This is a genomic window from Streptomyces sp. NPDC090442 (assembly GCF_044769405.1).
Classification (GTDB): domain Bacteria; phylum Actinomycetota; class Actinomycetes; order Streptomycetales; family Streptomycetaceae; genus Streptomyces.
In genome coordinates, this window is the sequence record NZ_JBIVXW010000011.1 from 56019 (window position 1) to 79401 (window position 23383).

18 protein-coding genes, 1 pseudogene and 1 riboswitch are annotated in these 23383 nt (G+C 70.0%); of the genes and pseudogenes, 11 read left to right on the forward strand and 8 right to left on the reverse strand.

The window, feature by feature from the left end:
• Positions 1 to 81: 81 nt before the first annotated feature.
• On the reverse strand, positions 82 to 1599 hold the full coding sequence (locus ACIQU6_RS10690) for a gamma-aminobutyraldehyde dehydrogenase (RefSeq protein ID WP_403481277.1): 1518 nt from the start codon (positions 1597 to 1599) through the stop codon (positions 82 to 84).
• Between the two features lie 203 nt (positions 1600 to 1802).
• Between ACIQU6_RS10690 and ACIQU6_RS10695 the strand changes: the two genes are divergently transcribed.
• Together ACIQU6_RS10695 and ACIQU6_RS10700 are read left to right on the forward strand one after the other, a co-directional pair.
• Complete coding sequence (locus tag ACIQU6_RS10695) at positions 1803 to 2435, forward strand: NADAR family protein (RefSeq protein ID WP_403481278.1); 633 nt, start codon at positions 1803 to 1805, stop codon at positions 2433 to 2435.
• 61 nt (positions 2436 to 2496) lie between these two features.
• Positions 2497 to 3567, forward strand: coding sequence for an adenosine deaminase (locus tag ACIQU6_RS10700; RefSeq protein WP_403481279.1), 1071 nt, complete (start codon positions 2497 to 2499; stop codon positions 3565 to 3567).
• 260 nt (positions 3568 to 3827) lie between these two features.
• Here the strand turns inward: ACIQU6_RS10700 and ACIQU6_RS10705 are convergent, their stop codons facing one another.
• Positions 3828 to 5009, reverse strand: a complete 1182-nt coding sequence (locus ACIQU6_RS10705) for a spermidine/putrescine ABC transporter substrate-binding protein (RefSeq protein ID WP_403481280.1) — start codon at positions 5007 to 5009, stop codon at positions 3828 to 3830.
• Between the two features lie 133 nt (positions 5010 to 5142).
• Positions 5143 to 6597: a gamma-aminobutyraldehyde dehydrogenase gene (locus tag ACIQU6_RS10710; protein ID WP_403481281.1), complete on the reverse strand. Its 1455-nt coding sequence runs from the start codon at positions 6595 to 6597 to the stop codon at positions 5143 to 5145.
• Between the two features lie 184 nt (positions 6598 to 6781).
• Here ACIQU6_RS10710 and ACIQU6_RS10715 point away from each other — a divergent pair, with 184 nt between their 5' ends.
• From ACIQU6_RS10715 to ACIQU6_RS10730, 4 genes are all read left to right on the forward strand, one after another.
• Positions 6782 to 7255 carry an Lrp/AsnC family transcriptional regulator gene (locus ACIQU6_RS10715; RefSeq protein ID WP_042150015.1) on the forward strand — a complete coding sequence of 158 codons (474 nt, stop codon included), beginning with the start codon at positions 6782 to 6784 and terminating at the stop codon, positions 7253 to 7255.
• 2 nt (positions 7256 to 7257) lie between these two features.
• On the forward strand, positions 7258 to 8619 hold the full coding sequence (locus ACIQU6_RS10720; RefSeq protein WP_403481282.1) for an aspartate aminotransferase family protein: 1362 nt from the start codon (positions 7258 to 7260) through the stop codon (positions 8617 to 8619).
• A 214-nt stretch (positions 8620 to 8833) separates the two neighbouring features.
• Positions 8834 to 9574: an ABC transporter ATP-binding protein gene (locus tag ACIQU6_RS10725; RefSeq protein ID WP_403481283.1), complete on the forward strand. Its 741-nt coding sequence runs from the start codon at positions 8834 to 8836 to the stop codon at positions 9572 to 9574.
• Positions 9556 to 10722 (forward strand): hypothetical protein, encoded by a 1167-nt coding sequence (locus ACIQU6_RS10730; RefSeq protein ID WP_403481284.1) that lies wholly within the window; start codon positions 9556 to 9558, stop codon positions 10720 to 10722. Before ACIQU6_RS10725 ends, ACIQU6_RS10730 begins: the two co-directional genes overlap by 19 nt.
• Before the next feature lie 1001 nt (positions 10723 to 11723).
• On the opposite strand, the gene ACIQU6_RS10735 is transcribed toward ACIQU6_RS10730, so the two are convergent.
• The gene (locus ACIQU6_RS10735; RefSeq protein ID WP_403481285.1) at positions 11724 to 12146 is read right to left on the reverse strand and encodes a RidA family protein; all 423 of its coding nucleotides are present in this window, start codon (positions 12144 to 12146) and stop codon (positions 11724 to 11726) included.
• Positions 12147 to 12305: 159 nt separating this feature from the next.
• On the opposite strand from ACIQU6_RS10735, the gene ACIQU6_RS10740 reads away from it, so the two are divergent.
• The 5 genes and pseudogenes from ACIQU6_RS10740 to ACIQU6_RS10760 all read left to right on the forward strand — a co-directional run bounded on the left by ACIQU6_RS10740 (position 12306) and on the right by ACIQU6_RS10760 (position 18026).
• Positions 12306 to 12713 (forward strand): MarR family winged helix-turn-helix transcriptional regulator, encoded by a 408-nt coding sequence (locus tag ACIQU6_RS10740; protein ID WP_403481349.1) that lies wholly within the window; start codon positions 12306 to 12308, stop codon positions 12711 to 12713.
• Between the two features lie 9 nt (positions 12714 to 12722).
• Entirely contained in the window at positions 12723 to 13883 is a 1161-nt protein-coding gene (locus tag ACIQU6_RS10745; protein WP_403481286.1) for an LOG family protein, read from the forward strand.
• Between the two features lie 352 nt (positions 13884 to 14235).
• Positions 14236 to 15223 (forward strand): annotated as a pseudogene (locus tag ACIQU6_RS10750) (hypothetical protein).
• Positions 15224 to 16191: 968 nt separating this feature from the next.
• The gene (locus tag ACIQU6_RS10755; protein WP_403481350.1) at positions 16192 to 17346 is read left to right on the forward strand and encodes a sensor histidine kinase; all 1155 of its coding nucleotides are present in this window, start codon (positions 16192 to 16194) and stop codon (positions 17344 to 17346) included.
• The gene (locus ACIQU6_RS10760) at positions 17340 to 18026 is read left to right on the forward strand and encodes a response regulator (protein WP_403481287.1); all 687 of its coding nucleotides are present in this window, start codon (positions 17340 to 17342) and stop codon (positions 18024 to 18026) included. Before ACIQU6_RS10755 ends, ACIQU6_RS10760 begins: the two co-directional genes overlap by 7 nt.
• A 54-nt stretch (positions 18027 to 18080) precedes the next feature.
• On the opposite strand, the gene ACIQU6_RS10765 is transcribed toward ACIQU6_RS10760, so the two are convergent.
• The 4 genes from ACIQU6_RS10765 to rlmN all read right to left on the reverse strand — a co-directional run bounded on the left by ACIQU6_RS10765 (position 18081) and on the right by rlmN (position 23343).
• Entirely contained in the window at positions 18081 to 19151 is a 1071-nt protein-coding gene (locus ACIQU6_RS10765; RefSeq protein WP_403481288.1) for an ABC transporter ATP-binding protein, read from the reverse strand.
• Positions 19152 to 20915 carry an ABC transporter permease gene (locus tag ACIQU6_RS10770; protein WP_403481351.1) on the reverse strand — a complete coding sequence of 588 codons (1764 nt, stop codon included), beginning with the start codon at positions 20913 to 20915 and terminating at the stop codon, positions 19152 to 19154.
• Positions 20891 to 21970 carry a thiamine ABC transporter substrate binding subunit gene (locus tag ACIQU6_RS10775; RefSeq protein ID WP_403481289.1) on the reverse strand — a complete coding sequence of 360 codons (1080 nt, stop codon included), beginning with the start codon at positions 21968 to 21970 and terminating at the stop codon, positions 20891 to 20893. The genes ACIQU6_RS10770 and ACIQU6_RS10775 overlap by 25 nt, the downstream gene beginning before the upstream one ends.
• Positions 21971 to 22073: 103 nt before the next feature.
• A riboswitch (TPP riboswitch) is annotated at positions 22074 to 22194 on the reverse strand.
• A gap of 36 nt (positions 22195 to 22230) precedes the next feature.
• A complete protein-coding gene (gene rlmN / locus ACIQU6_RS10780) occupies positions 22231 to 23343 on the reverse strand; it encodes a 23S rRNA (adenine(2503)-C(2))-methyltransferase RlmN (RefSeq protein ID WP_403481290.1) in 1113 nt (370 codons plus the stop codon).
• Between the last annotated feature and the right edge of the window lie 40 nt (positions 23344 to 23383).

Consider the following 23383-nt stretch of genomic DNA (forward strand, 5'->3'; position numbering starts at 1 on the left):
TGCGGCCGGTGGTGGCGGTGGTGCGGCCCCGGCCGCGGGCGGTGGGGCGCCCCGTGTGTGAGGCGCCCCGGTGTGGCGGGGTCAGGCGCGGTCCCCGAAGATCGTCCGGTGCCAGTCCTTCCTGGCCACCCCGGTGTTGTCGTACATCACGTGCTTGACCTGGGTGTACTCCTCGAAGGAGTACGCCGACATGTCCTTGCCGAAGCCGGATGCCTTGGCCCCGCCGTGCGGCATCTCGCTGATGATCGGGATGTGGTCGTTGACCCAGACGCAACCGGCGTTGATCTCGCGGGTGGCCCGGCCGGTGCGGTAGACGTCCCGGCTCCAGGCGGAGGCGGCCAGCCCGTAGGGGGTGTCGTTGGCCAGCGCGATGCCCTCGTCGTCACCGTCGAAGGGCAGCACGACCAGCACCGGGCCGAAGATCTCGGACTGCACGACCTCGCTGTCCTGGGCGGCGCCGGCGATCAGCGTGGGCCGGTAGTACGCGCCCTTGGCCAACTCCCCCTGGGGCGCCTCGCCGCCGGTGACGACGGTGGCGTAGCCGCGGGCCCGCTCGACGAACCCGGCCACCCGGTCCCGCTGGGCGTGCGAGATCAGCGGCCCGAGGTCGGTGGACGGGTCGAACGGGTCGCCCAGCCGCACGGTCGCCATCAGGTCGGCCACCCCGCTCACGAACGCGTCGTAGAGCGGCCGTTGGACGTAGGCGCGGGTGGCGGCGGTGCAGTCCTGCCCGCTGTTGATCAGAGCGCCGGCGACCGCGCCGTGCACGGCAGCCTCCAGGTCGGCGTCGTCGAAGACCACGAACGGGGCCTTGCCACCGAGTTCGAGGTGGATCCGCTTGACGGTCCCGGTGGCGAGCTCGGCGACCCGCTTGCCGACGGCGGTGGAGCCGGTGAAGGAGGTCATCGCGACGTCGGGGTGGCCGACCAGCCGCTCACCGGCGTCCCGGCCGGCGCCGGAGACGATGTTGAGCACGCCGTCGGGCAGCCCGGCGCGCTGCGCGGCCCGCGCGAACAGCAGCGAGGTCAGCGGGGTGATCTCGGCGGGCTTGAGGACGATCGCGTTGCCCGCGGCGATGGCCGGCAGCACCTTCCAGGCGGCCATCTGGAGCGGATAGTTCCAGGGGGCGATGGAGCCGACCACGCCGATCGGTTCCCGGCGGATCACGGAGGTGTGGTCGCCGCTGTATTCCCCGGCCGCCTTCCCCTCCAAGTGGCGGGCGGCGCCGGCGAAGAACGCGGCGTTGTCGACGCTGCCGGGAACGTCGAACTCCCGGCTGAGCTTGATGGGCTTTCCGCAGTTCAGGGATTCCGCGGCGGCGAGCTCCTCGGCGTCCTCGGCGAGCGCCGCCGCGAAGCGGTGCAGGACCTCGGAACGCTCACCGGGTGTGGCCCCGGCCCAGCCCGGGAAGGCCCGCGCGGCGGCCGCCACCGCGGCGTCCACGTCGGCGGTGGCGGCGAGTTGGTACCGCAGGACGGTCTCCCCGGTGGCCGGGTCCACCACGTCCTGAGTACGGCCGGAGGTTCCGCTGCGCAGACTCCCGGCGATGAATTGCGCCCCCTCGGCGAATCGCTCGGCCGCTTCGAATCGCTGGTCCATGGTGCTCTCCTCCGCCGGGCCCGCAAGGCCGCTCAGCCGCACTGCCAGGCGTAGCTATTTCCGGAATCGATGGCCGATCCTGACAGAACAGAAGGCAGCCAACAAGTGATTCCGTTGTTGCCTTTTGGTTACGCAACGAATTCTGCGAATTCGGTGGCGAAAAACCCCGACACGTTGTCAGTGCCCGCTGACAGAATCCCGGCATGATGCACAACGGTCCGGGGACGACCCCCGGTAGCACCACCGACCGCAGCGCGGACGGGCCGCGCACGGTCGAGGAGTTGACCGCGCTCGCCGCCACCGGCCAGCGGATCAGGTACCTCCACTTCTGGGGCCACCGCCCGCCCCGTGGCGGCGGCATCGGGGCGAGCTGCCTCAGCCAGTGGTGGCCCGCCCCCTTCACCGTCGACGGCGTCCGGTACGCCACCGCGGAGCACTGGATGATGGCCGGAAAGGCCCGGCTGTTCGGCGACGCGGAGGCGGAGCGGCGGGCGCTCGCCGCCGGCCACCCCAAGCAGGCCAAGGACGCCGGCCGGACGGTCACCGGCTTCGACGAGGAGGTCTGGCGGCTCCGTCGCTTCGCCCTGGTCGTCGAGGGCAGCCGGCACAAGTTCGGCCAGGACCCCGGGCTCCGGGAGTTCCTGTTGGGCACCGGCTCCCGCGTCCTGGTGGAGGCCAGCCCCGTGGACCGGATATGGGGCATCGGCCTCGCCGCCGACGACGACCGCACCGCGGACCCGGCCCGCTGGCGCGGGCTGAACCTCCTGGGCTTCGCGCTGATGGCGGCCCGCCAGCAGTTGGCCGAGGCGGACGGCACCCCGGCCGACGAGCGCTGACGCCCGGGGCCCGCCCGCCCCCGCCCCCACCGGCCCGGGCCCACCCCACCCCCGTCCTACGATGGCCGGACCGCACCCACCGCCGAGCCCACCCCACCAGGAGGAACCGTTGTCCGACCTCGACGCCTTCATCGCGGGCCTGCCCAAGGCAGAGCTGCACGTCCACCACGTCGGCTCGGCCTCCCCGCGGATCGTCTCCGAACTCGCCGCCCGGCACCCGGACTCCGCGGTGCCCAGCGACCCCGAGGCGCTCGCCGACTACTTCACCTTCCGCGACTTCGCCCACTTCATCGAGGTCTACCTCTCCGTCGTGGACCTCATCCGCGACGCCGAGGACGTCCGCCTGCTGACGTACGAGGTCGCCCGCGACATGGCCCGCCAGCAGATCCGCTACGCCGAGCTGACCCTGACCCCGTTCAGCTCCACCCGCCGCGGCATCCCCGACGCCGCCTACGTCGAGGCCATCGAGGACGCCCGGAAGGCCGCCGAGGCGGAGCTGGGCGTGGTGCTGCGCTGGTGCTTCGACATCCCCGGCGAGGCCGGCCTGGAGGCCGCCGAGGAGACCGCCCGGATCGCCTGCGACCTCCAGCCCGAGGGCCTGGTCTCGTTCGGCCTCGGCGGCCCCGAGATCGGCGTCCCCCGGCCCCAGTTCAAGCCGTACTTCGACCGCGCCCTCGCGGTCGGGCTGCACTCCGTCCCGCACGCCGGCGAGACCACCGGCCCCGGCACCATCTGGGACGCCCTGACCGCGCTGCGCGCCGAGCGGATCGGCCACGGCACCAGCGCCACCCAGGACCCGAAGCTGCTGGCCCATCTCGCCGAGCACCGCATCCCGTTGGAGGTCTGCCCGACGTCCAACATCGCCACCCGCGCGGTCGCCACCCTGGAGGAGCACCCGCTCAAGGAGATGGTCGACGCCGGCGTCCTGGTCACCATCAACAGCGACGACCCCCCGATGTTCGGCACCGACCTCAACACCGAATACGCCGTCGCCGCCCGCCTGTTGGACCTGGACACCGCCGGCCTGACCGCCCTCGCCAAGAACGCCGTCACCGCCTCGTTCATGGACGACGCGGCCAAGTCCCGCCTCTCGGCCGAGATCGACGCGTACGCGGCCGGGTGGCGCGGCTAGGGCGCTTCTGACGGATCTCCGTGGAGGAAGGAGCGGCGTCTGGTGCGTGCGATCGCAAGGCGCCGGGATGTCTTCATAGCGGAGCTATGGGGACATTTCGGCAACGCCGCGAGCGCGCGTGCCAGACGCCGCGACGCCGCGGAGATCCGTCAGAAGCGCCCTAGTCGACCGTCCGACGCCCCGCGCAGCCGCCCGCCCAACCGTCCGGCGGCTGCGCGGGAGCCCGGGGCGCGCCCAGCGACGCTCCCCGGCCCCCCTCCCTACAACCCCACGATCCCGTTCCACTCCTTGGCGAACTCGACCCGCTCCTTCGCCGTGATGTCCCGCGCGATGGCCAGCCGCTGGCGCAGCGCCGCGTCGGGGAAGATCAGCGGGTCCTCGGCCAGTTGCGCCCGCTCCTTGTCCCTGGACGCGGCGAGCACCTCCCGCGCGGCCGGCACCGGGCAGACGTAGTTGACCCAGGCGGCGAGCTCGGCCGCGACCTCGGGCTGGTAGTAGTAGTCGATCAGCCGCTCGGCGTTGCGCTTGTGGGCCGCGAGGTTGGGGATCATCATGCTCTCCGCCCACAGCTCCGCGCCCTCCTCGGGCACCACGAACTCGATGTCCGGGTTGTCCGCCTTGAGTTGGATGACGTCGCCGGAGTACGCCTGCGCGGCGAGCACATCGCCGGAGTCCAGGTCCTTGATGTAGTCGTTGCCGGTGAACCGGCGGATCTGCCCCCTGCGGACCTGCGTGCGCACCTGGTCGATCATCCGGTGGAAGTCGGCGGCGGTCCAACGGGTGATGTCCACGCCGTTGCCCTGGAGTAGCATCGCGAACGCCTCGTCCAGCCCGGCCAGCAGCGTGACCCGGCCGCGCAGGTCGTCCTTCCACAGGTCGGAGGTGTGCCGGATCTCCCGGCCCACCTTCCGGCGGTTGTAGGCGATGCCGGTGATGCCGGACTGCCAGGGGACGGAGTGCCGTCGGCCGGGGTCGAAGTGCGGGCCGCGCAGCAGCGGATCGAGGTGCTTGGCGACGTTCGGCTGGGCCGCGCGGTCCATCGTCTCGACCCAGCCCAGCCGGACGTAGCGGGCGCACATCCAGTCGCTGATGACGACCAGGTCCCGCCCGGTGGGCTGGTGGTTCATCAGCGCGGGGCTGATCTTGCCGAAGAACTCGTCGTTGTCGTTGATCTCCTCGGTGTACGTCACGGAGATCCCGCTGCGCTTCTGGAACGCGTCCAGCGTGGGACGGCGCCGCTTGTCGTGGTCGTCGACGTCGATGTAGAGCGGCCAGTTGGCGAAGACCAGCTTGTGCTCGTGGGCGGAACGGTCCGGGGCCTCGCGGTCGGCGGCCTCGACGTAGGCCGGCGGCACCCCGCATCCCGTCATGGCGGCCAGCGCCCCGGTCACACCGATTCCGCCCATTCCCCGAAGCAGCGAACGCCGCGAAAGATCAGCCATGGCGAGCACTCTCACGCGTCGCGGGCGGAGGCGGCAAGAGACAGAGCGTCGGTTGCCGGGCCTCCGCCCGCGACGGTGTGTCGAGCGTTCCGTGTCGCTCGACGGCGCGGATCCCCTTGCGGGGACGGCCGGTTCAGCCGTCCAGCGAGGTCATCACGTGCTTGATCCGGGTGTAGTCGTCGAAGCCGTAGGCGGACAGGTCCTTGCCGTAGCCGGACTTCTTGAAGCCGCCGTGCGGCATCTCGGCGACCAGCGGGATGTGGGTGTTGATCCACACGCAGCCGAAGTCGAGGGCCTTGGACATCCGCATCGCGCGGGCGTGGTCCTTGGTCCACACCGAGGACGCCAGGGCGTACTCGACGCCGTTGGCCCACTCCACCGCCTGCTTCTCGTCGGCGAAGGACTGGACGGTGATCACCGGGCCGAAGACCTCGTGCTGGACGATCTCGTCGTCCTGCTTGAGGCCCGAGACGACGGTCGGGGCGAAGAAGTAGCCCTTCTCGCCGACCTGTTCACCGCCGGCCTCGATCTTGGCGTGCGCGGGCAGCCGCTCGATGAAGCCCTTGACCTGCTTGAGCTGGTTGGCGTTGTTCAGCGGGCCGTAGAGCACGTCCTCGTCGTCGACCGCACCGGTCTTGGTCTCCGAGGCGGCCTTGGCCAGCGCGGCGACGAACTCGTCGTGGATGGACTCCTGGACGAGCACGCGGGTGGCGGCCGTACAGTCCTGACCCGCGTTGAAGTAGCCGGCCATCGCGATGTCCTCGACGGCCTTGGGGATGTCGGTGTCCTCGAAGACCACGACCGGGGCCTTGCCGCCGAGCTCCAGGTGGACCCGCTTGAGGTCCTTGGACGCGGACTCGGCCACCTGCATGCCGGCGCGCACCGAGCCGGTGATCGACGCCATCGCCGGGGTCTTGTGCTCGACCATCAGCCGGCCGGTCTCCCGGTCACCGCAGACGACGTTGAACACGCCGCGGGAGTGGCCGAGTTCGTCCAGCACGCTGCCGATGATCTCGGCGATCAGCACCGTGGAGGCGGGGGTGGTGTCGGAAGGCTTGAGGACCACGGTGTTGCCCGCGGCCAGCGCCGGGGCGAACTTCCAGACGGCCATCATCATCGGGTAGTTCCACGGCGCGACCTGGGCGCAGACGCCGACCGGCTCGCGGCGGATGATGGAGGTGAAGCCGTCCATGTACTCGCCGGCCGAGCGACCTTCCAGCATCCGGGCGGCGCCCGCGAAGAAGCGGATCTGGTCCACCATCGGCGGGATCTCCTCGGAGCGCACGAGGGCGACCGGCTTGCCGCAGTTCTCGGACTCGGCGGCGATGAGCTCGTCGGCGCGCTCCTCGAAGCGGTCGGCGACCTTGAGCAGGACCTTCTGGCGCTCGGCCGGGATCAGGTCGCGCCAGGCCGGGAAGGCGGCCTCGGCCGCGGCCATGGCCGCGTCCACGTCCGCGGCGCCGGAGAGGGGGGCGGTGGCATACGCCTCACCCGTCGCCGGGTTGACCACCTCCGTGGTCCGGCCGTCGGCGGCGTCCCGGAACTCCCCGTCGATGTAGTTGCGCAGACGACGCAGTGCGGTGGTCACTGTGCGCCCCCTTCAGTCAGTGTCAGATGTCCGGTGGTTGCGCTCTCACCCTAGTGGGGAGGGCCACGTTTTCAACACACCCACACCCTTCGAACAACGGAATCAGTTAAATCTCCGTCGTTCTACAACTGATTTCATTGATTCAGGGTTGCCATACCGTCGAACCTCGTGCACAGTGAGGGATGTGGCCACTCGTGACAGAAACGGCACTCCGTCGATCGACTCCGTCTCCCTGGCGATCATCGAGCAGCTCCAGGAGGACGGGCGCCGTCCGTACGCCGCGATCGGCAAGGCCGTCGGCCTGTCCGAGGCGGCGGTACGTCAGCGCGTACAGAAGCTGCTCGACCAAGGCGTGATGCAGATCGTCGCGGTCACCGACCCCCTCACGGTCGGTTTCCGCCGGCAGGCAATGGTCGGCATCAACGTCGAGGGCGACCTCGACCCCGTGGCCGACGCCCTGACGACCATGGAGGAAGTCGAATACGTCGTCATGACGGCAGGCTCCTTCGATCTCCTCATCGAGATCGTCTGCGAGGACGACGACCACCTTCTGGAAATGATCAACAAGCGGATCCGCACGCTTCCCGGCGTTCGATCCACCGAGAGCTTCGTGTACCTCAAGCTCCGGAAGCAGACCTACACCTGGGGAACGAGATAGCAATGAGCGCCGACCTCTCCAAGACGGCGTACGACCACCTGTGGATGCACTTCACCCGCATGTCGTCGTACGAGAACGCCCCCGTGCCCACGATCGTGCGCGGCGAGGGCACCAACATCTACGACGACAAGGGCAAGCGCTACATCGACGGCCTCGCCGGCCTGTTCGTGGTCAACGCCGGCCACGGCCGGGTCGAGCTCGCCGAGACCGCCTCCAAGCAGGCCCAGGAACTGGCCTTCTTCCCGGTGTGGTCCTACGCCCACCCCAAGGCCGTGGAGTTGGCCGAGCGCCTGGCGCACTACGCGCCCGGCGACCTCAACAAGGTCTTCTTCACCACCGGTGGCGGCGAGGCCGTCGAGACCGCCTGGAAGCTGGCCAAGCAGTACTTCAAGCTCACCGGCAAGCCCACCAAGTACAAGGTCATATCCCGCGCGGTCGCCTACCACGGCACCCCGCAGGGCGCCCTGTCCATCACCGGCCTGCCGGGCCTCAAGGCCCCCTTCGAGCCGCTGGTCCCCGGCGCGCACAAGGTCCCCAACACCAACATCTACCGCGCCCCGCTCTTCGGCGACGACCCCGAGGCGTTCGGCCGCTGGGCCGCGGACCAGATCGAGCAGCAGATTCTCTTCGAGGGCCCGGAGACCGTCGCCGCCGTCTTCCTGGAGCCGGTCCAGAACGCCGGTGGCTGCTTCCCGCCGCCCCCCGGCTACTTCCAGCGGGTCCGCGAGATCTGCGACCAGTACGACGTGCTGCTCGTCTCCGACGAGGTCATCTGCGCCTTCGGCCGCCTCGGCACCATGTTCGCCTGCGACAAGTTCGACTACGTCCCGGACATGATCACCTGCGCCAAGGGCATGACCTCGGGCTACTCCCCGATCGGCGCCTGCATCATCTCCGACCGCCTGGCCGAGCCGTTCTACAAGGGCGACAACACCTTCCTGCACGGCTACACCTTCGGCGGCCACCCGGTCTCCTCCGCCGTGGCGCTGGCGAACTTCGACATCTTCGAGCGCGAGGGCCTCAACAAGCACGTCCTCGACAACGAGGGCAACTTCCTGAGCACCCTCCAGAAGCTGCACGACCTGCCGATCGTCGGCGACGTCCGCGGCAACGGGTACTTCTACGGCATCGAGCTCGTCAAGGACAAGACCACCAAGGAGTCCTTCAACGACGAGGAGACCGAGCGCGTCCTCTACGGCTTCCTCTCCAAGGCGCTGTACGACAACGGTCTCTACTGCCGCGCCGACGACCGTGGCGACCCGGTCATCCAGCTCGCCCCGCCGCTCATCGCCGACCAGCCGGTCTTCGACGAGATCGAGCAGATCCTGCGCTCCGTCCTCACCGAGGCCTGGGCCAAGCTCTGATCACGGCACCCCCTCCTGGTCCGCTGGGAGACAACTGAACATCCAACGGCCCGGATTCACTCGTCCCCCACCCATACGAGTGATTCTGGGCCGTTGTGGCTGCCGAGCCACAAATGACCGGGGACCCGATTCCTTACCGTGCTGGTGACCGATACCCTCCGTGTTCGTTCCCCCGGCCGGCGGAACGACCAGTGAACCAGCGAGAGGTGTGCAGATGGTGGCCCCGCCTGACAACAACGTTCTCTGGGCCCGCGGCCTGCACCACATGCACGGCTCCACCGCCGCCCTCACCGACGTCTCGCTCGGTGTGCACGAGGGCGAGATCCTCGCCGTCACCGGACCCCGCGGCAGCGGCAAGACCACGCTCCTCGCGTGCCTTTCCGGCCAACTCGTCCCGACCGAGGGCGAGGTCTGGTTCAACGGCGCCCCCGTACACACCCTCTCCTCCCCCAGCCGCGAACGGCTGCGTCTCGATCGGTTCGGCTGGATCGACACCAAGCCCCACCTCGTCCCCGAACTCACCTCCTGGGAGAACACCGCTCTCCCCCTCCTGCTACGCGGTACGAGTCACCGCGAGGCCAAACACACCGCCGTCGAATGGCTGGAACGCCTCGACGTCGGCATGTGCGCCCGCCACCGCCCCGCCCGGCTCGACCAGACCCAGCGCCAACGCGTCGCCATCGCCCGCGCGTTGGCCGCCGCCCCGCAGGTGCTCTTCGCCGACGAACCGACCGCCCCGCTGCACAGCGCCGACGGCACCCAGGTACTACGCACCCTGACCACCGCGGCCCGCTCGCACCACATCACCGTGATCCTGGCGACCTACGACCCCCAGGTCGCCGCACTCGCCGACCGGACCCTCACCCTCTTCGACGGCCGCCGCTCCGGCGCCGTCCCCGAGGCCACCGGCGCCCCCGATGAGGAAAGCAGGGCAGCATGCTCGCTCTCCGCCTAGCCCGTGGCACTCACCCCCTCGTCCTGCTGCGCCGACTCTTCGTCGCCGCCGCAGCGGCCGGCACCGGCTTCCTGGTGCTGGGCGCCCTCGGCCACGCCGCCGCCCACCCCGACACGGCCGGCGACTCCCTGGCCCGACTCCTGTGGTGCGCCGTCCCGCTCGCGGCCACCACACAACTCGCGGTGTCGGTGGCCCGTACCGACCCGGCCGCCCGCCTCCAGCGGGGCATGACCGCCGCCGGTCTGGGCCCGCTGCGGCTCACCCTGCTCGCCGCGACCTCGACCGCACTCTCCTGTCTCCTCGGCATCCTCCTCTCCCTCGCCGCCTTCCTGTCCCTCCGCAGCAACCTCGGTGGCACCGGCACCGGATCCCGGTTCGTCGACGCCGGCCTGCTCGGCGCCGGCCACCCCGTGCCGCTGGTCGGCGCCCTCATGCTGCTGTCCGTCATCCCGCTGACCGCCGCCGCGGCCACCGCCTTCTCGCTCCGCCCCCGCACCGAACCGGGCGCCATCCACCTCGCGCTCCCTTCCGCCACCGCAGCCCCCTCCGGCCTCCCCTGGGGCGTCGCGTTGACCGCAGCCGGCCTGGCCATCGAGGCCTACACCAGCCCCGCCGGCACCCCCGGCGGGCTACTGCCCCTCCCCAGCCGACTGATCGTCAGCCCGCCAACAGTTCTGATCGGTTGGGGCCTCGCCGCCTTCGGCCTGGTGCTGGCCGGCCCCGGCCTGGTCTACCTCTCCGGACAGTTGCTGTGCGCGGGACGTCCCGGCGCACTGCGTCTGCTCTCCGGCCGCGTACTCCAGGAGGAGTCCCACCGTCTGGGCCGCCCGATCGGCGTCCTCTGCGCGGTCGCCTCCGCCGCCTATGCCGCCGCCGCGGTGTACGAAGCCGCCCCTTCCCGTCCGCTCGGCCCCTTCACCGCCATCGGCGCGGCGGTCATCCTCGCCTGTGTCAGTGCCAGCGCCCTCACCGCCGCCTGGGAATCCCGAACCGCCCGCGCCCACACCACAGCGGCCCTGCGCCGGCTCGGCGCCTCCGCCTCCGTCCTCCACCGCGCCACGGCCCTGCGCACCCTGGCCCTGCTCCTCGTCCTCGGCCCCCTGACGTGGACAGTCGCCGAGATGGCCACCCTGCCGCTGGTGCACTGAGCCGGGGCGCGGTGCGACAGGGCGAGGTAGTGGGCCTCGGCGGTGTTGGAGGGGCAAGCGAGACATAGCCAGCGTGGGAACTGGTCCTGGTCTCGGCCTCGGTCCCGGCCTGTAGGGCTCTGGTGAGTTCGGCGACGTTGACGCAGTGCGATTCGGCGCAGGGGGCACCGACCATCTCGTTCGACGGTTGAGTGGCTGCGGGATGGGTGCGGAAGTGAACCGTGTCGACGTGAACCCTGTCGACGTTCTGGACACCGATGTGGTGGGGGCTGAGGCGGTAGGCGCGGATGTGAGCGGATGTGATGGGTGCCGAGGTGCCGCGTTGCGATGTCGTGTGGGCGGGCTCGTTGGTTCAGGTGTCCCGACATTCGGGAAATGGGATCGTCGCGCGTTGGGCAATGGCGCACTGGGCCTTGGGGCGTTGGGATCGGCCGCGTCTGAGTTTGGCTCGTTGGCCTCCGGAACGTTGAGCGTAGATGGCTTGGCCTCTGGCACATGGGGTGTGCCCGGGGCGATGAGCCGCGAGTTCGCTGGGCCCGGAGTTGCCAGTTCCCGGGACTCGCGGCGGCGCTCCCCGGCTGGCGCGGCATTGCGGGCCAGTGTCGAAGGGTGCCGTGTCGAAGCTGGGGTGAGCTGAAGTCCCTTGCGGCATAGGGGGGTTCTTCTGTCGGTCCGCGCCCCTGAGGGAGTGAGGGTTCTCGGCGGCGGCTCGTTGCGACGGGAGCGGGTTCGGGTGCGACGGGTTCGATCGTTGGGGTTGCGTCCATTGACCGGCTCGATGCGGTTGATCGACTCCTTGGTGTAGTTGCTGTGGTTGTCGTGGTCGTTGTAGCGGGGGATCTGACGCGGCCGCGGCCGGCGTGCCTGGCGGCCGTCGGCGTCGGCAGCGTGCGGTGCCGAGCAGAGATACAGGGCCGTGGTCGTTAGCGGAGCGCTGGACCACGACGGAACCATGTGACGCCGCGAGGCTGGTCCGTTGTCGAGCGGCAGCGCAGCACGCGTCAGCGGGCGAGGGCGGTGACCTCGACTTCTATTCGCCACTCCGGTTGGGCCAGCGACGACACTTCGAGCAGGGTGTCCGCAGGGTAGGGCTCGGAGAGGAATTCCTCGCGCAGCGCGATGACATGACGGAGGTTGGCCGCCACGTCCGTGACGAAGATGCCGACCTTCACCACATCGGCGAGCGAGGCGCCGGCCTCGACGAGGACCCGCTCGACGTTCGCGAACGCCTGCCGTCCCTGGGCCAGGAAGTCATCCGAAACCGTCCGCCCACGCTCGTCAATTCCCGCCTGCCCAGACACATGGATCAGCCCGCCGGCCTTGATGGCCTGTGAGATCTTGTACGGCTCGTACCAGTCCGGCGTGGTGGAGATGCGCCGGATTCCTCGCGCGCTTGCCTCTTCTGCGGCTCCGGTCGATGACATGACGCCCCCTTGGATTCTCGATGCACATACATCTCTTGCATGCACATACATAAGTTTCAGGTGCATGTACGCTGCTGTCAAGGGCTCAGTGGAAAACGCCTCGGAAGATGCCGGGAAGGAACGCCTGAGATGGCGAACGACGGAAGAAAGCGGAAGAGGATGGACGCGGAGCACTGGGACCGGTTCGGGGCACTGCACACCCGCGTCGAGCAGGAACTGGCGAAGGCCCTGCAACAGCACCACCAGCTCGGGCTGTCCGAGTACCGTGCGCTGGCCCGCCTGGTGGAGTCGGAGGACGGCGAACTGCGGATGCAGGAACTCGCCGATCTGATCGGCCTCAACCAGAGTTCGGTGAGTCGGCTGGCCTCGCGGCTGGAATCGTCCGGCCTGACTCGCCGGGACCTGTGCCCCGACGACCGGCGCGGCGTCTACAGCGTGATCACCGATGAGGGCCGAGAGGTGCAGAACAAGGCACGCCCGACGTATGACAGCGCGCTGGGCGCCGCCCTCGACTCCGCGGCCGAAGACGGTCTGCTCGGCCCCCTGGTGAAGTCCCTGCGGCCCTAACATGTGGGCGTGCAGCCCAATGCAGAGCACCCGGCCTACCTCAGCCCCCGCGAGCGCCGCCAAGAGATCGGTTCGCTCGCGGAGTTCGACCGGGCCGCCACGTCCGGCAGCCTCGCCGGATACCGCCTCCAGTCCCTCGATCTGACGACCCGTACGTTCGCGCTGCTGGCCACGGACACCACGGATTCCGTCTTCCTCGGCTGCGAGATGGAACCGGACGCCGCCGCGAAGGTGCGGGCCAACGGCGCTCTGGTCTTCCCACCCGTGCCGGGCCTGCCGTTCGATCCCTATCGCCGCACCCTCTACACACCGGGCGACCTCTTCTCGGGACTGCTCGAAGCCGGCTACGACGCCACCCCAGATGCGCGTACGTATCGCTGGTTCCAGGAAACCAAGGCGACTGGCGAGGTCGTCGCCAGCATGCTGCGGAGCATCCACGACGACGCCGGCTCGGACGCCTTGGACGACCATCTCGCCGGCGCATGCGTGGTGGGCGTCCTGGGTGGGCACTCCGTGGCACGTGGTTCCGACTCCTACGCGGGCGCGGCCAGACTCGGGCGCCGCCTCAGCCGCGACGGCCTGACCGTCGCTACCGGCGGCGGTCCCGGTGCGATGGAAGCGGCGAACCTCGGGGCGTACACGGCGCCCCACGACGACGCCGCGCTCGACGAGGCGTTGGAACTCCTTTCCAGGACAACGCACTTCAGGCCCTCGGTCACGGAATGGGCGCGCGCCGCCGTCGCGGTGCTCCGGAGCCTCCCTGACGGCGGCCCCTCGGTCGCCATGCCCACCTGGTTCTACGGGCACGAACCGCCGAACGCCTTCGCGACCCATATCGCGAAGTACTTCGTCAACGCGCTGCGCGAGGAGGGCCTGTTGGCCCGGGCGAACGCCGGCGTGGTGTTCCTGCCGGGCGCGGCCGGCACCGTGCAGGAGGTCTTCGACGCCGCGACCTTGAACTACTACCGGGCACGCGGCGAGCCGACGCCCATGGTGCTGGTGAACCGCCGCCACTGGACCGAGACGCTGCCGGCTTGGCCGTTGCTCCGGACGCTGGCCACCGGCCAGCCGATGAGCGCCAAGATCGCCTTGGTCGATTCCGTGGACGACGCCCCGGAGGCATTGGACCGCCTCGCCGCTGAGGACGGAGGCCCCGACGGCGGGTCGTGAACTCGCTCGTCGGAGGCACTCTCGTCGTCAGCGCGCCCTTGACGAGCGAGCGGAACATCGGGAGAGCGAGGTGGGGCCGCGGGCGGGAGGGATCATCGCCAGGGACGCCATCGCTCGTCAGAGAGCCCACGCGCGGCCCGACGACCGGGTACAGCCTGGCCACCCGATGCACCCGAACCAACGGAAGAGGGCGATTCGTCAGCCGCTCCGGCAGCGTGGCCTCCGCCTCATTCCGTGCCCCGGCACAGCCGACGGAAGAACTTTTTGCCCGTCGAGGCAACTCACCTCCCGAAATGCGCGTCTGCCAGGCCAGGTAATGAACAGGTAATGCAGCACGCGAACGGAGCTCTCGGTGATCATCGGCCTTCTGACGGCCACGGCGGCATCCGCCTGCTACGGCACGGGTTCGGTCTTGCAGGCGGTGGGCTCGCGCAAGTCCGCTCGTCAGGAGGCGGCGAAGGCATCCAGCAGCGCCCTCACCCAGCACGGCGGCCCGAGCCTGTCTTCGACTGCCAAGGCGGCCGTGACCTGGGAATTCATGCTCGGCACCGTGCTGGACTTCATAGGTTTCGGACTGGGCGCGCTCGCGGCGCGGATGCTGCCGCTGTTCCTTTCGCAGACCGTGATCAGCGCGAACCTGGTGATCACGGCCGTGCTCAGCATCAAGCTCCTGAACATCCGGCTCACCCGTCCCGAGTGGACCTCCATCGCCGTGGTCTGCTCCGCGCTGGTGCTGCTGGCCACCGCCGCCGGTCCGGAGGGCAACGGTCATACGCCGGTCAGCACCCACTGGTGGCTGCTGATCGCCGCGATCGTGATCATCGGAGGCGGGACCGTGCTCGTACGGTCGCTCGGCGGGCGAGCCGCGATCCTCGCGGGTCTGCTGTCCGGCCTGGGCTTCGGCGCGCTCGGCGTCGGCGTGCGCGTGCTGAACGGTGTGGCTCCGTTCCATCTGCCGTCCCTTCTCGGCGATCCTGCGTTTCTACGCAATCCTGGTCGCGGGCATCGGCGGGATGTACCTCCACACCGTCGCCCTGCAGATCGGTTCGGTGAACGGCGCCACGGCGGCGCTGGTGGTGGGCGAGACCGTTGTGCCGGGAATCCTCGGGGTTCTGTGGCTGGGTGACTCCTCCCGTCCGGGCTTCGCATGGATGGCGATCCTCGGATTTGTGGTCGCGGTGGCCGGAGCCGTGGCAGTTGCTTGGTTCGGCGAACCGGAGATCGCGCCGGAGTCGGGTGCTGGGCGAGACACGAGCGCGGAGCACGAGCCGGATGGCGCGGGGATGTCCGGGAGGGAGCAGGGACGCCTGGCGGGCCAGGCTTCCGGCCCGACCGAATGAGACGGATCGGACGGGCTCGCAGGAGCGGCGAGTGGGGCCCACCTGCGGAAGGCACGGGTCGCGCAGGGCTTTGAGGCCATACCGTCGATGTCGGCCGACTCACGCCCGCGGTCCGTCGCCGGCGAGAGCGGCGGCGATCACAACGGCGACCGCGTTGCGCGATCAACATCATGGCGATGATCGTGCTCAGTGCGCACCCGGCGGACCGACATGGTCGCCGCACCGGCCATCGAAAGGAGGATGGCTCCGGCCATCCACCATCGGGCGTCCGTCAACAACCCCCGCCGAACACCACGTGCGGCAGCCCGAAGAACGTCATTCCTGGCAAGCGTGGACTGCGGTCCGCGACCGTAGCGGGGCAGATATGTAGGGGCTGTCGGAGTTCAGCAGTAGGTCACCTGAGCGCTTGAAGACCGCGACGTCAAGCCGCGTGCTGTCGGTCGGTGCGAGCCGGAGGAGCGGCAGGATCACGCCGCCCAGCACGGCGAGTGCCACTGGTAGTTGAGCGGAGAGGGCTGGAGCGCGAGGCGCGTGCCGGCCTCTCGCGCGTAGTACGGCTGCCACCGCCGCACAGCCGTAGCCGGCCGCAGCGCAGAGGCCCCAAGTACGGCGTAGGGGACGCGTGGCGAGGAGCCCGAGGTCGACGGCGATGACCGCGCACGCGGTCCACACCCACACCCACACCCACACCCCAAGGATTCTCCGGCCGCGCTGTGCGTCGCCCGAGCCTTGCGGCACAGTTGCGACTCGCATCGGTCGCCAAAACGACGTCACATCCATTGATTCGCAGGCCAGTTGATTCTTCATGATGCTCCCTTCCTCGTCTTGATCACGAGGCTATGGACGGCCGGATCATGAAGCGTCAAACGAGCAACCGAACTTCGACGTCAACCCGTGGCATGACATCGTCGCCGTGGTTCAACCCGTGCGGCGACGCTGCCACCACCGCGAGCCGAAAAAATACCGGCATGAGCAATTCTCTTCGGCAGCGGTTGCGCGCATGGATCGCGTCGCCGCTCTATCCCTGGCTTTCCGGCGGGGCCCTCACGGCGTTAGCCGCCGTGGAACTCGTCGTGGTGCCGCGGCACTCGGCGGTGATCGCGCTCGGCGTGCTGCTGTCTGCGGCGGCGCTGTCATGGCGTCGTGTGCACCCGGCCTCGGCAGCCGTTTCGGCCGTCGCAGCCCTGGTGAGCTTCGCGGCCGGACCAGACCTCTCTATTGCGGCGGCCGTCAGCGGTCTGCTGGCGTGCTACACCCTCGGTCGTCACCGAGTCGCGCATCCGACGCTGATCGTCGGCGGCGGTTCGGCGCTCTCCCTGGCGGTGAATGCCTGGCATATCGCCTCCTGGCACCCACGGTCGTACTCCCTCGGCCTGCTCGCCGAGTGGTTCGTGCTGACCATGGCGACCCTGGCCGCGGTGTCGATGGGCGACGCGGTACGCGCGCGCGAAGAGACACAGCGGGAACGGGCGGCCGCGCAGGCCCGAGTCCTGGCGGCGGAGCAGCGGCAAGCTGCCGAGATCGAACGGTCGGCGATCGCCCGCGAGTTGCACGACGTGGTGTCGCACTCGGTCTCGGTGATCGCGGTGCAGGCGGAGAGCGCGACGTACACCACGCCGGACCTGTCACCGCAGGCCCGCGACGGCTTCCAGCAGATCGCGGCGTCGGCCCGCGCGACGATGGCGGAGCTGCGCCGGCTGTCGGGCGTGCTGCGCACGGGCCCCGAGGACCGCACCGGCACGGCACCGCAGCCGACCCTGGACGCACTGGGTGAGCTGGTAGCGCAACACCGCTCGGTCGGCGGTGAGGTGGAACTGCGGATCAACGGTGACCGGGGCGAGCTGCCCACGTCCTGCGAGTTGTCCGCGTACCGCATCGTGCAGGAGGGGCTGACCAATGTGCGCCGGCACGCACCGGGAGCCCATGCGTGGGTGGAGATCCGCTATCAGCCCGATCGGCTGGCGGTGCGGATCGCCGACGACGGGCCGGGCCCGCCGGGCGTGGTCCACAACGGTCACGGCCTGGCCGGCATGCAGGAGCGGGCGGCACTGCTCGGCGGGACGTTGACCGTCGGTCCGGGCCCGGACGGTGGCTTTCTCGTAGAGGCGGAAATCCCGTGGTGATCCGAGCAATCGTGGCCGACGACCAGGCCATCGTCCGTACCGGGTTCGTGAACCTTCTGGCGACCCAGGACGACATCGAAGTGGTGGGCGAGGCGGAGGACGGTGTCCAGGCGGTCCGGATCGCCGCGGAGCGGCGCCCTGATCTGGCGCTGCTGGACATCAGGATGCCGCATAAGAACGGCATCGAGGCCGCACGGGAGATCACCAAGGCATCGAGGGGTGCCACCAAGGCGCTGATGCTGACGACGTTCGGCCTCGACGAGTACGTCTATGACGCGCTCGCGGCCGGGGCCAGTGGCTTTCTGCTCAAGGACACGACGTTCCCCGAACTCCTGCATGCCGTACGGGTGGTGGCGGAGGGCAATGCGCTGCTGGCACCCGAACTGACCAAGCGGCTGATCGGGGAGTTCGTCAAGCAACGGTCGGCGCCGGTTCCGGTGCGCACGGTGCAGGAGTTGACCGCCCGTGAGGTGGAGGTGCTCACCCACATCGCCCAGGGACTGTCGAACACGGAGATCGCCACACGGCTGACGATCACCGATCACACCGTCAAGACCCACATCAACCGGCTCTTCACGAAGATGGGCCTCCGTGACCGCGCCCAGGCGGTGATCCTCGCCTATGAGCTGGGGCTGGTCGTCCCGCAGGGCCGGCGCCCCACCCCTCCCCCACGCATCTAGTGGCACCCGGCCCGAAAGGAGCGAGCCATGGCACAACTGCGATGTGCCGCGCGGCTATTCAGCCGTGGCGTCCAGCACCACCACGTCCTCGGCGGCGAAGGAGATCCCCACCCGCTCCCCCGTCTCCGGCGCCTGGCTCAGTGGGCAGGCCGCCTCCACCTGCGGTGCGCCCGCCGGCTGGAGCAGCAGCGCCACGTGCGTGCCGCGGAAGGTGCGCGCCGCGACCAGACAGGGCAGCCCGTCCTCCGGAGAGGTCAGCCGGACGCCGGCTGGGCGCACCAGCAGGCGGCACGGCCCGTCCGAAGTACCCTCCGGTACCGGCACTTTGCCCCAGGGGGTGGCGGCGGCCCCGCCCTGCACGGTGGCCTCGACCACGTTGTCGAAGCCGAGGAAGCGGGCGACGAACGCGTTGGCGGGCCGCTGCCAGACGTCCAGGGGCGTGCCGCTCTGGGCGATCCGGCCGTCCCGCATCACCACGACCCGGTCGGCGAGCGCGAACGCCTCGCCCTGGTCGTGGGTGACGGCCAGCACGGTCGTGCCCAACTCTCTGAAGAGTCGCCGCAGTTCGACGACCAGTCGCTCCCGCAGCCCCCGGTCCAGCTGTCCGAGCGGCTCGTCCAGCATCAACAGCCGCGGGCTCGGTGCGAGCGCGCGGGCCAGCGCGACCCGCTGCTGCTCACCACCGGACAGCGAGGCCACGGCACGGCCCTGTGCCCCCGGCAGGCCGACGAGATCCAGCAGTTCCGCGACCGTGCGCTCCTGCTCGGCGCGAGAGGAACGCCGCATCCGGAGCCCGAAGGCCACGTTTCCCGCGACGTCGCGCTGCGGAAAGAGCTGGTGGTCCTGGAACATCAACCCGACACCGCGCCGGTGCGTGGGCACCCCCGTCTGGTCGCGGCCTTCCAGCGACACCGCGCCCGCGTCGGTGTGTTGCAGCCCGGCGACCACCCGCAGCAGGGTGGACTTGCCACTTCCGCTGGGACCGAGGACGCAGACGGTTTCGTGCGCCGCGACGTCCAGGTCGACCGCGTCGAGGGCGGGGGCCGCACCGGGTGTGCCGAAGCGGACGGTGACGCCGTCCAGCCGCAGCATTTCCGATGTCGTGGTCCCGGTCTGTGTCGTCATCTAGAACTCCCCGGAGTGGTCGATGGGGCTGCCTCCGGCCGAGCCGGTCCGCGGCTGGGGACGGATCCGTTCCAGGGCCAGCAGGGCGCCCGCGCACACCACCATCAACATGGTCGACAGGGCCATCGCCTGGCCGTAGTTGAACTCCCCCGCGCGGCCCAGCAGCCGCGCCACGGCCACCGGAAGGGTCGGCTGATCGGGCCGTGCGATGAACACGGTCGCGCCGAACTCACCGAGCGAGACGGCGAACGCGAAGCCCGCCGCGATGAGCACGGCCCGCCGCACCATCGGCAGGTCCACCTCGCGCCAGACCCGCCAGGGCGAGGCGCCGAGGACGGCCGCCGCCTCCCGCAGCCGGCCGTCGACCGCCCGCAGGACGGGCAGCATGGTGCGGACCACGAACGGCACGCCCACCAGGGCCTGCGCGAGCGGCACCAGCCACCACGATTCCCGCAGGTCCAGCGGCGGCTTGTCGAGAGTGATCAGGAAGCCGAAGCCGACGGTCACGGCGGAGACGCCGAGGGGCAGCATCAGCAGCCCGTCGAAGCCGCGCAGCAGCCGAGTGATCACGGGGGTGCGTCCCGACGGGCCGGCCGTCGGCCGGGAGCGGGTGAGTGCGGCCGCCGCCGCGCCGCCGATCAGCAGGGCGATCGCGGTGGCCGCGGCACCGTAGGTGAGGGAGTTCCAGAGGGCGTCGAGGGGGGCGACGGCGAAGGTGCTGTCGGCGGACGCGGCGGACTGCAGCGTCTCGTAGAAGACCAGCCCGTAGCCGTGGGGCCCGGCGAAGGACCGTTCGACGAGCACAGCCAGGGGCAGGACGAGCAGCACCGCGATGACGGCGAGCGTGCTCCAGAGCAGCGCCCACTGGCTGCGGCCCTTTGGGCGGCGGGCGGTGCGGGAGGCGTCGACGAGCCGCAGGGTCGATTCGCGGCGCCGCACGGTCCAGGCGTGCAGCCCCAACAGGCCCAGTACGGCGGCGAACTGGATCAGGGTCAGCACGGCGGCGGTGGGCAGATCCAGGAAGTCGGCGGTCTGCCGGTAGATCTCCACCTCCAGCGTGGAGAAGGTCGGGCCGCCCAGGATCTGCACGACGCCGAAGGAGGTGAAGGTGAAGAGGAACACCATCAGCGCCGCGGCGGCCACGGCCGGTCCCAGCGCGGGCAGCGTCACTCTCCGCCAGGCCGCGAACCGTCCGGCTCCCAGGACCCGGGCCGCTTCCTCCTGACGCGGGTCGAGTTGGGCCCAGAGCCCCCCGACGGTACGGACGACGACCGCGTAGTTGAAGAAGACATGCGCGAGCAGGATCGCCCACACCGAGGTGTCCAGCCGGACGCCCCACAGATTGTCCAGCAGCCCGCCCCGGCCGACCAGTGCCAGGAAGGCGGAGCCGACGACGACGGTGGGCAGCACGAAGGGCACCGCGACCACCGCCCGCAGCAGTTGCTTGCCGGGGAAGTCGAAGCGGGCGAAGACGTATGCGCCGGGCAGCGCGGCCAGCAGCGTCAGCCCCGTCGAGGCGGCGGCCTGCCAGACGGTGAACCACAACACGTGGAGGACGTCCGGGTCGCCGAGCACGGCGGCGAATCGCCCGAACTGCCACTGCCCGCCGTCCTTCAGCCCGCGTCCGACGATCACGGCGACCGGGTAGGCGAAGAACAGCGCGAAGAAGGCGAGCGGCAGGGCCATCAGACCGAGCCGCACCGCCGTTCCGCGCGCGGGCCTCCTGGGCCGTGCGGGGGCTACTTCAGAACGAGCGAGGACCACTGCTTGATCCACTGGTCACGGTTCTTGGTGATCGTCGCCGGGGCGAGCGTCGCCGGCTTGTCGATCGCGGTGCCGTAGTGGGTGAACAGCTCCGGCACCTTGGCGTCCTTGCGCGCCGGGTTGACGAACATCTGCAGCGGCATGTCCTCCTGGAACTTCTTCGACAGGAGGAAGTCGAGCAGCGCCTTGCCGCCCTTCTCGTTCTTGGCGCCCTTGAGCAGACCGCCGAATTCGATCTGCCGGAAGCAGGTGCCGGTCGCGACGCCGGTCGGGGCCTCCTTGGGCGCGGGGTTCTTGCCCATCACCTCGGCGGGCGGGCTGGAGGCGTAGGAGACCACCAGCGGCTTGTCCCCCTTGCCCTTGCCGGCCGCGGAGCCCGAGAAGCGCTCGTTGTACGCCTGCTCCCAACTGTCCACGACCTCGACGCCGTTGGCCTTGAGCTTCTTCCAGTAGTCCTGCCAGCCGGCCTCGCCGTGGGTGGCGATGGTGCCCAGTTGGAAGGCAAGTCCCGGAGAGGAGGTGGCGGAGTTCTCGGTGACCAGCAGGTTCTTGTACTGCGGCTTGAGCAGGTCGTCGAAGGTCTGCGGCGGCGCCAGCTTGTGCTGGGTGAAGTAGGCGCGGTCGTAGTTGACGCAGCTGTCGCCGTAGTCAAGGGGCGTGACCCGGTGGGCGTCCTTGTCGAGCTGGAGGTCGGCCGGGACGTTCTCCAGGCCCTGGGCCTTGTAGGGGGTGAAGAGACCGGCGTTCAGGCCGCGCGAGAGCAGGGTGTTGTCGATGCCGAAGAAGACGTCGCCCTGCGGGTTGTCCTTGGCCAGGATCGCCTGGTTGACGGCCTTGCCCGCGTCCCCGCCCCTGAGCACCTTGACCTTGTAGCCGGTCTCCTTCTCGAAGGCGGCCAGGACGGATTTGGAGGCGTTGAACGAGTCATGGCTGACGAGCGTGACGGTCTTGGCGTCCGTGCTGCCGCCGGTGCCGGAGCTGCCACACCCGGCGAGTGCGGTGATGCCGGCCACCGCGGCGAGCGCTGCCGCGGTGATCCTGCTGGTGGTGCTCACTGAGTTCCTCCTGGCTGGCCAGGAAGAGACGCGGCCCCGCCCGGTGTCCACTGCGTTCTGCGTCGATGACGCTTGGCAGCAAACGGTGGACGGGGCGCAACAGCATGAGTGACGACCGAACTTCCTACCCGGAATGACCCGGGCGAGGTTCAAGGGTCTGCGGGCGCCGTAGGGCTACGACACGTCCGCACTCTCAGCGCTGTGGCGCTCCCCTGTCGGAATGAATGTGCGTTTTTCCACGCCACCGTACCAGCGGGTGCTCAGCGTTCCGAGGCCGCCAGTTGCCCGCAGGCGCCGTCGATCTCCTGGCCCCGGGTGTCCCGGACGGTCACGGGCACGCCGTGCGCCTCGATGGCCCGTACGAACGCCAGCTCGTCCTCGGGCCGCGAGGCGGTCCACTTCGAGCCCGGCGTCGGATTGAGCGGAATGAGGTTGACATGGACCCGCTTGTTCTTGAGCAGGCGCCCCAGCAGGTCACCGCGCCATGCCTGGTCGTTGATGTCCCGGATCAGGGCGTACTCGATCGAGATCCGGCGGCCGGACTTCTCGGCGTACTCCCATGCCGCGTCCAGCACCTCGCGGACCTTCCAGCGGGTGTTGACCGGCACGAGGGTGTCGCGCAGCTCGTCGTCAGGCGCGTGCAGCGACACCGCGAGCCGGCACTTGAAGCCCTCGTCGGCGAACCGCAGCATCGCCGGGACCAGCCCGACGGTGGAGACGGTGATGCCGCGCTGGGAGAGGCCCAGACCGTCCGGCTCGGGGTCGGTCAGCCGTCGGATCGCGCCGACCACGCGCTTGTAGTTGGCGAGCGGCTCACCCATGCCCATGAAAACGATGTTGGAAAGCCGCGCCGGGCCGCCGGGAACCTCACTGTCGCGCAGTGCCCGCATCCCGTCGACGATCTGGTGCACGATCTCCGCGGTGGAGAGGTTGCGGTCCAGCCCGGCCTGGCCGGTGGCGCAGAACGGGCAGTTCATGCCGCAGCCGGCCTGTGAGGAGATGCACATGGTGACCCGGTCCGGGTAGCGCATCAGCACGGACTCGACGAGGGTGCCGTCGTGCAGCCGCCACAGCGTCTTGCGGGTGGTGTCGTCGTCGCACGAGATGTGCCGCACCACCGACATCAGGTCCGGGAGCAGTTCCGCGGCCAGCTTCTCGCGCGCCGTCGCGGGGATGTCGGTCCACTGCGCCGGGTCGTGCGCGTAGCGGGCGAAGTAGTGCTGCGACAACTGCTTGGCACGGAACGGCTTCTCACCGATCGCGGCCACCGCCTCGCGGCGCTCGGCCGGGCTGAGGTCGGCGAGGTGCCGTGGCGGCTTCTTGGCGCCGCGGGGGGCGACAAACGTCAGTTCTCCCGGGGCCGGGCGTGCCATGGGCGGAAACTCCTCTGTGCGACGAGGCCGGACGGCTTCC

Coding starts and splice junctions, on each gene's coding strand:
- ACIQU6_RS10740 (WP_403481349.1), top strand. CDS start 12,306: ATGGACGCGGAGCACTGGGACCGGTTCGGGGCACTGCACACCCGCGTC.
- ACIQU6_RS10705 (WP_403481280.1), bottom strand. CDS start 5,009: ATGGCTGATCTTTCGCGGCGTTCGCTGCTTCGGGGAATGGGCGGAATC.
- ACIQU6_RS10720 (WP_403481282.1), top strand. CDS start 7,258: ATGAGCGCCGACCTCTCCAAGACGGCGTACGACCACCTGTGGATGCAC.
- ACIQU6_RS10725 (WP_403481283.1), top strand. CDS start 8,834: ATGGTGGCCCCGCCTGACAACAACGTTCTCTGGGCCCGCGGCCTGCAC.
- ACIQU6_RS10700 (WP_403481279.1), top strand. CDS start 2,497: ATGGCCGGACCGCACCCACCGCCGAGCCCACCCCACCAGGAGGAACCG.
- ACIQU6_RS10755 (WP_403481350.1), top strand. CDS start 16,192: ATGAGCAATTCTCTTCGGCAGCGGTTGCGCGCATGGATCGCGTCGCCG.
- ACIQU6_RS10735 (WP_403481285.1), bottom strand. CDS start 12,146: ATGTCATCGACCGGAGCCGCAGAAGAGGCAAGCGCGCGAGGAATCCGG.
- ACIQU6_RS10690 (WP_403481277.1), bottom strand. CDS start 1,599: ATGGACCAGCGATTCGAAGCGGCCGAGCGATTCGCCGAGGGGGCGCAA.
- ACIQU6_RS10695 (WP_403481278.1), top strand. CDS start 1,803: ATGATGCACAACGGTCCGGGGACGACCCCCGGTAGCACCACCGACCGC.
- ACIQU6_RS10765 (WP_403481288.1), bottom strand. CDS start 19,151: ATGACGACACAGACCGGGACCACGACATCGGAAATGCTGCGGCTGGAC.
- rlmN (WP_403481290.1), bottom strand. CDS start 23,343: ATGGCACGCCCGGCCCCGGGAGAACTGACGTTTGTCGCCCCCCGCGGC.
- ACIQU6_RS10730 (WP_403481284.1), top strand. CDS start 9,556: ATGCTCGCTCTCCGCCTAGCCCGTGGCACTCACCCCCTCGTCCTGCTG.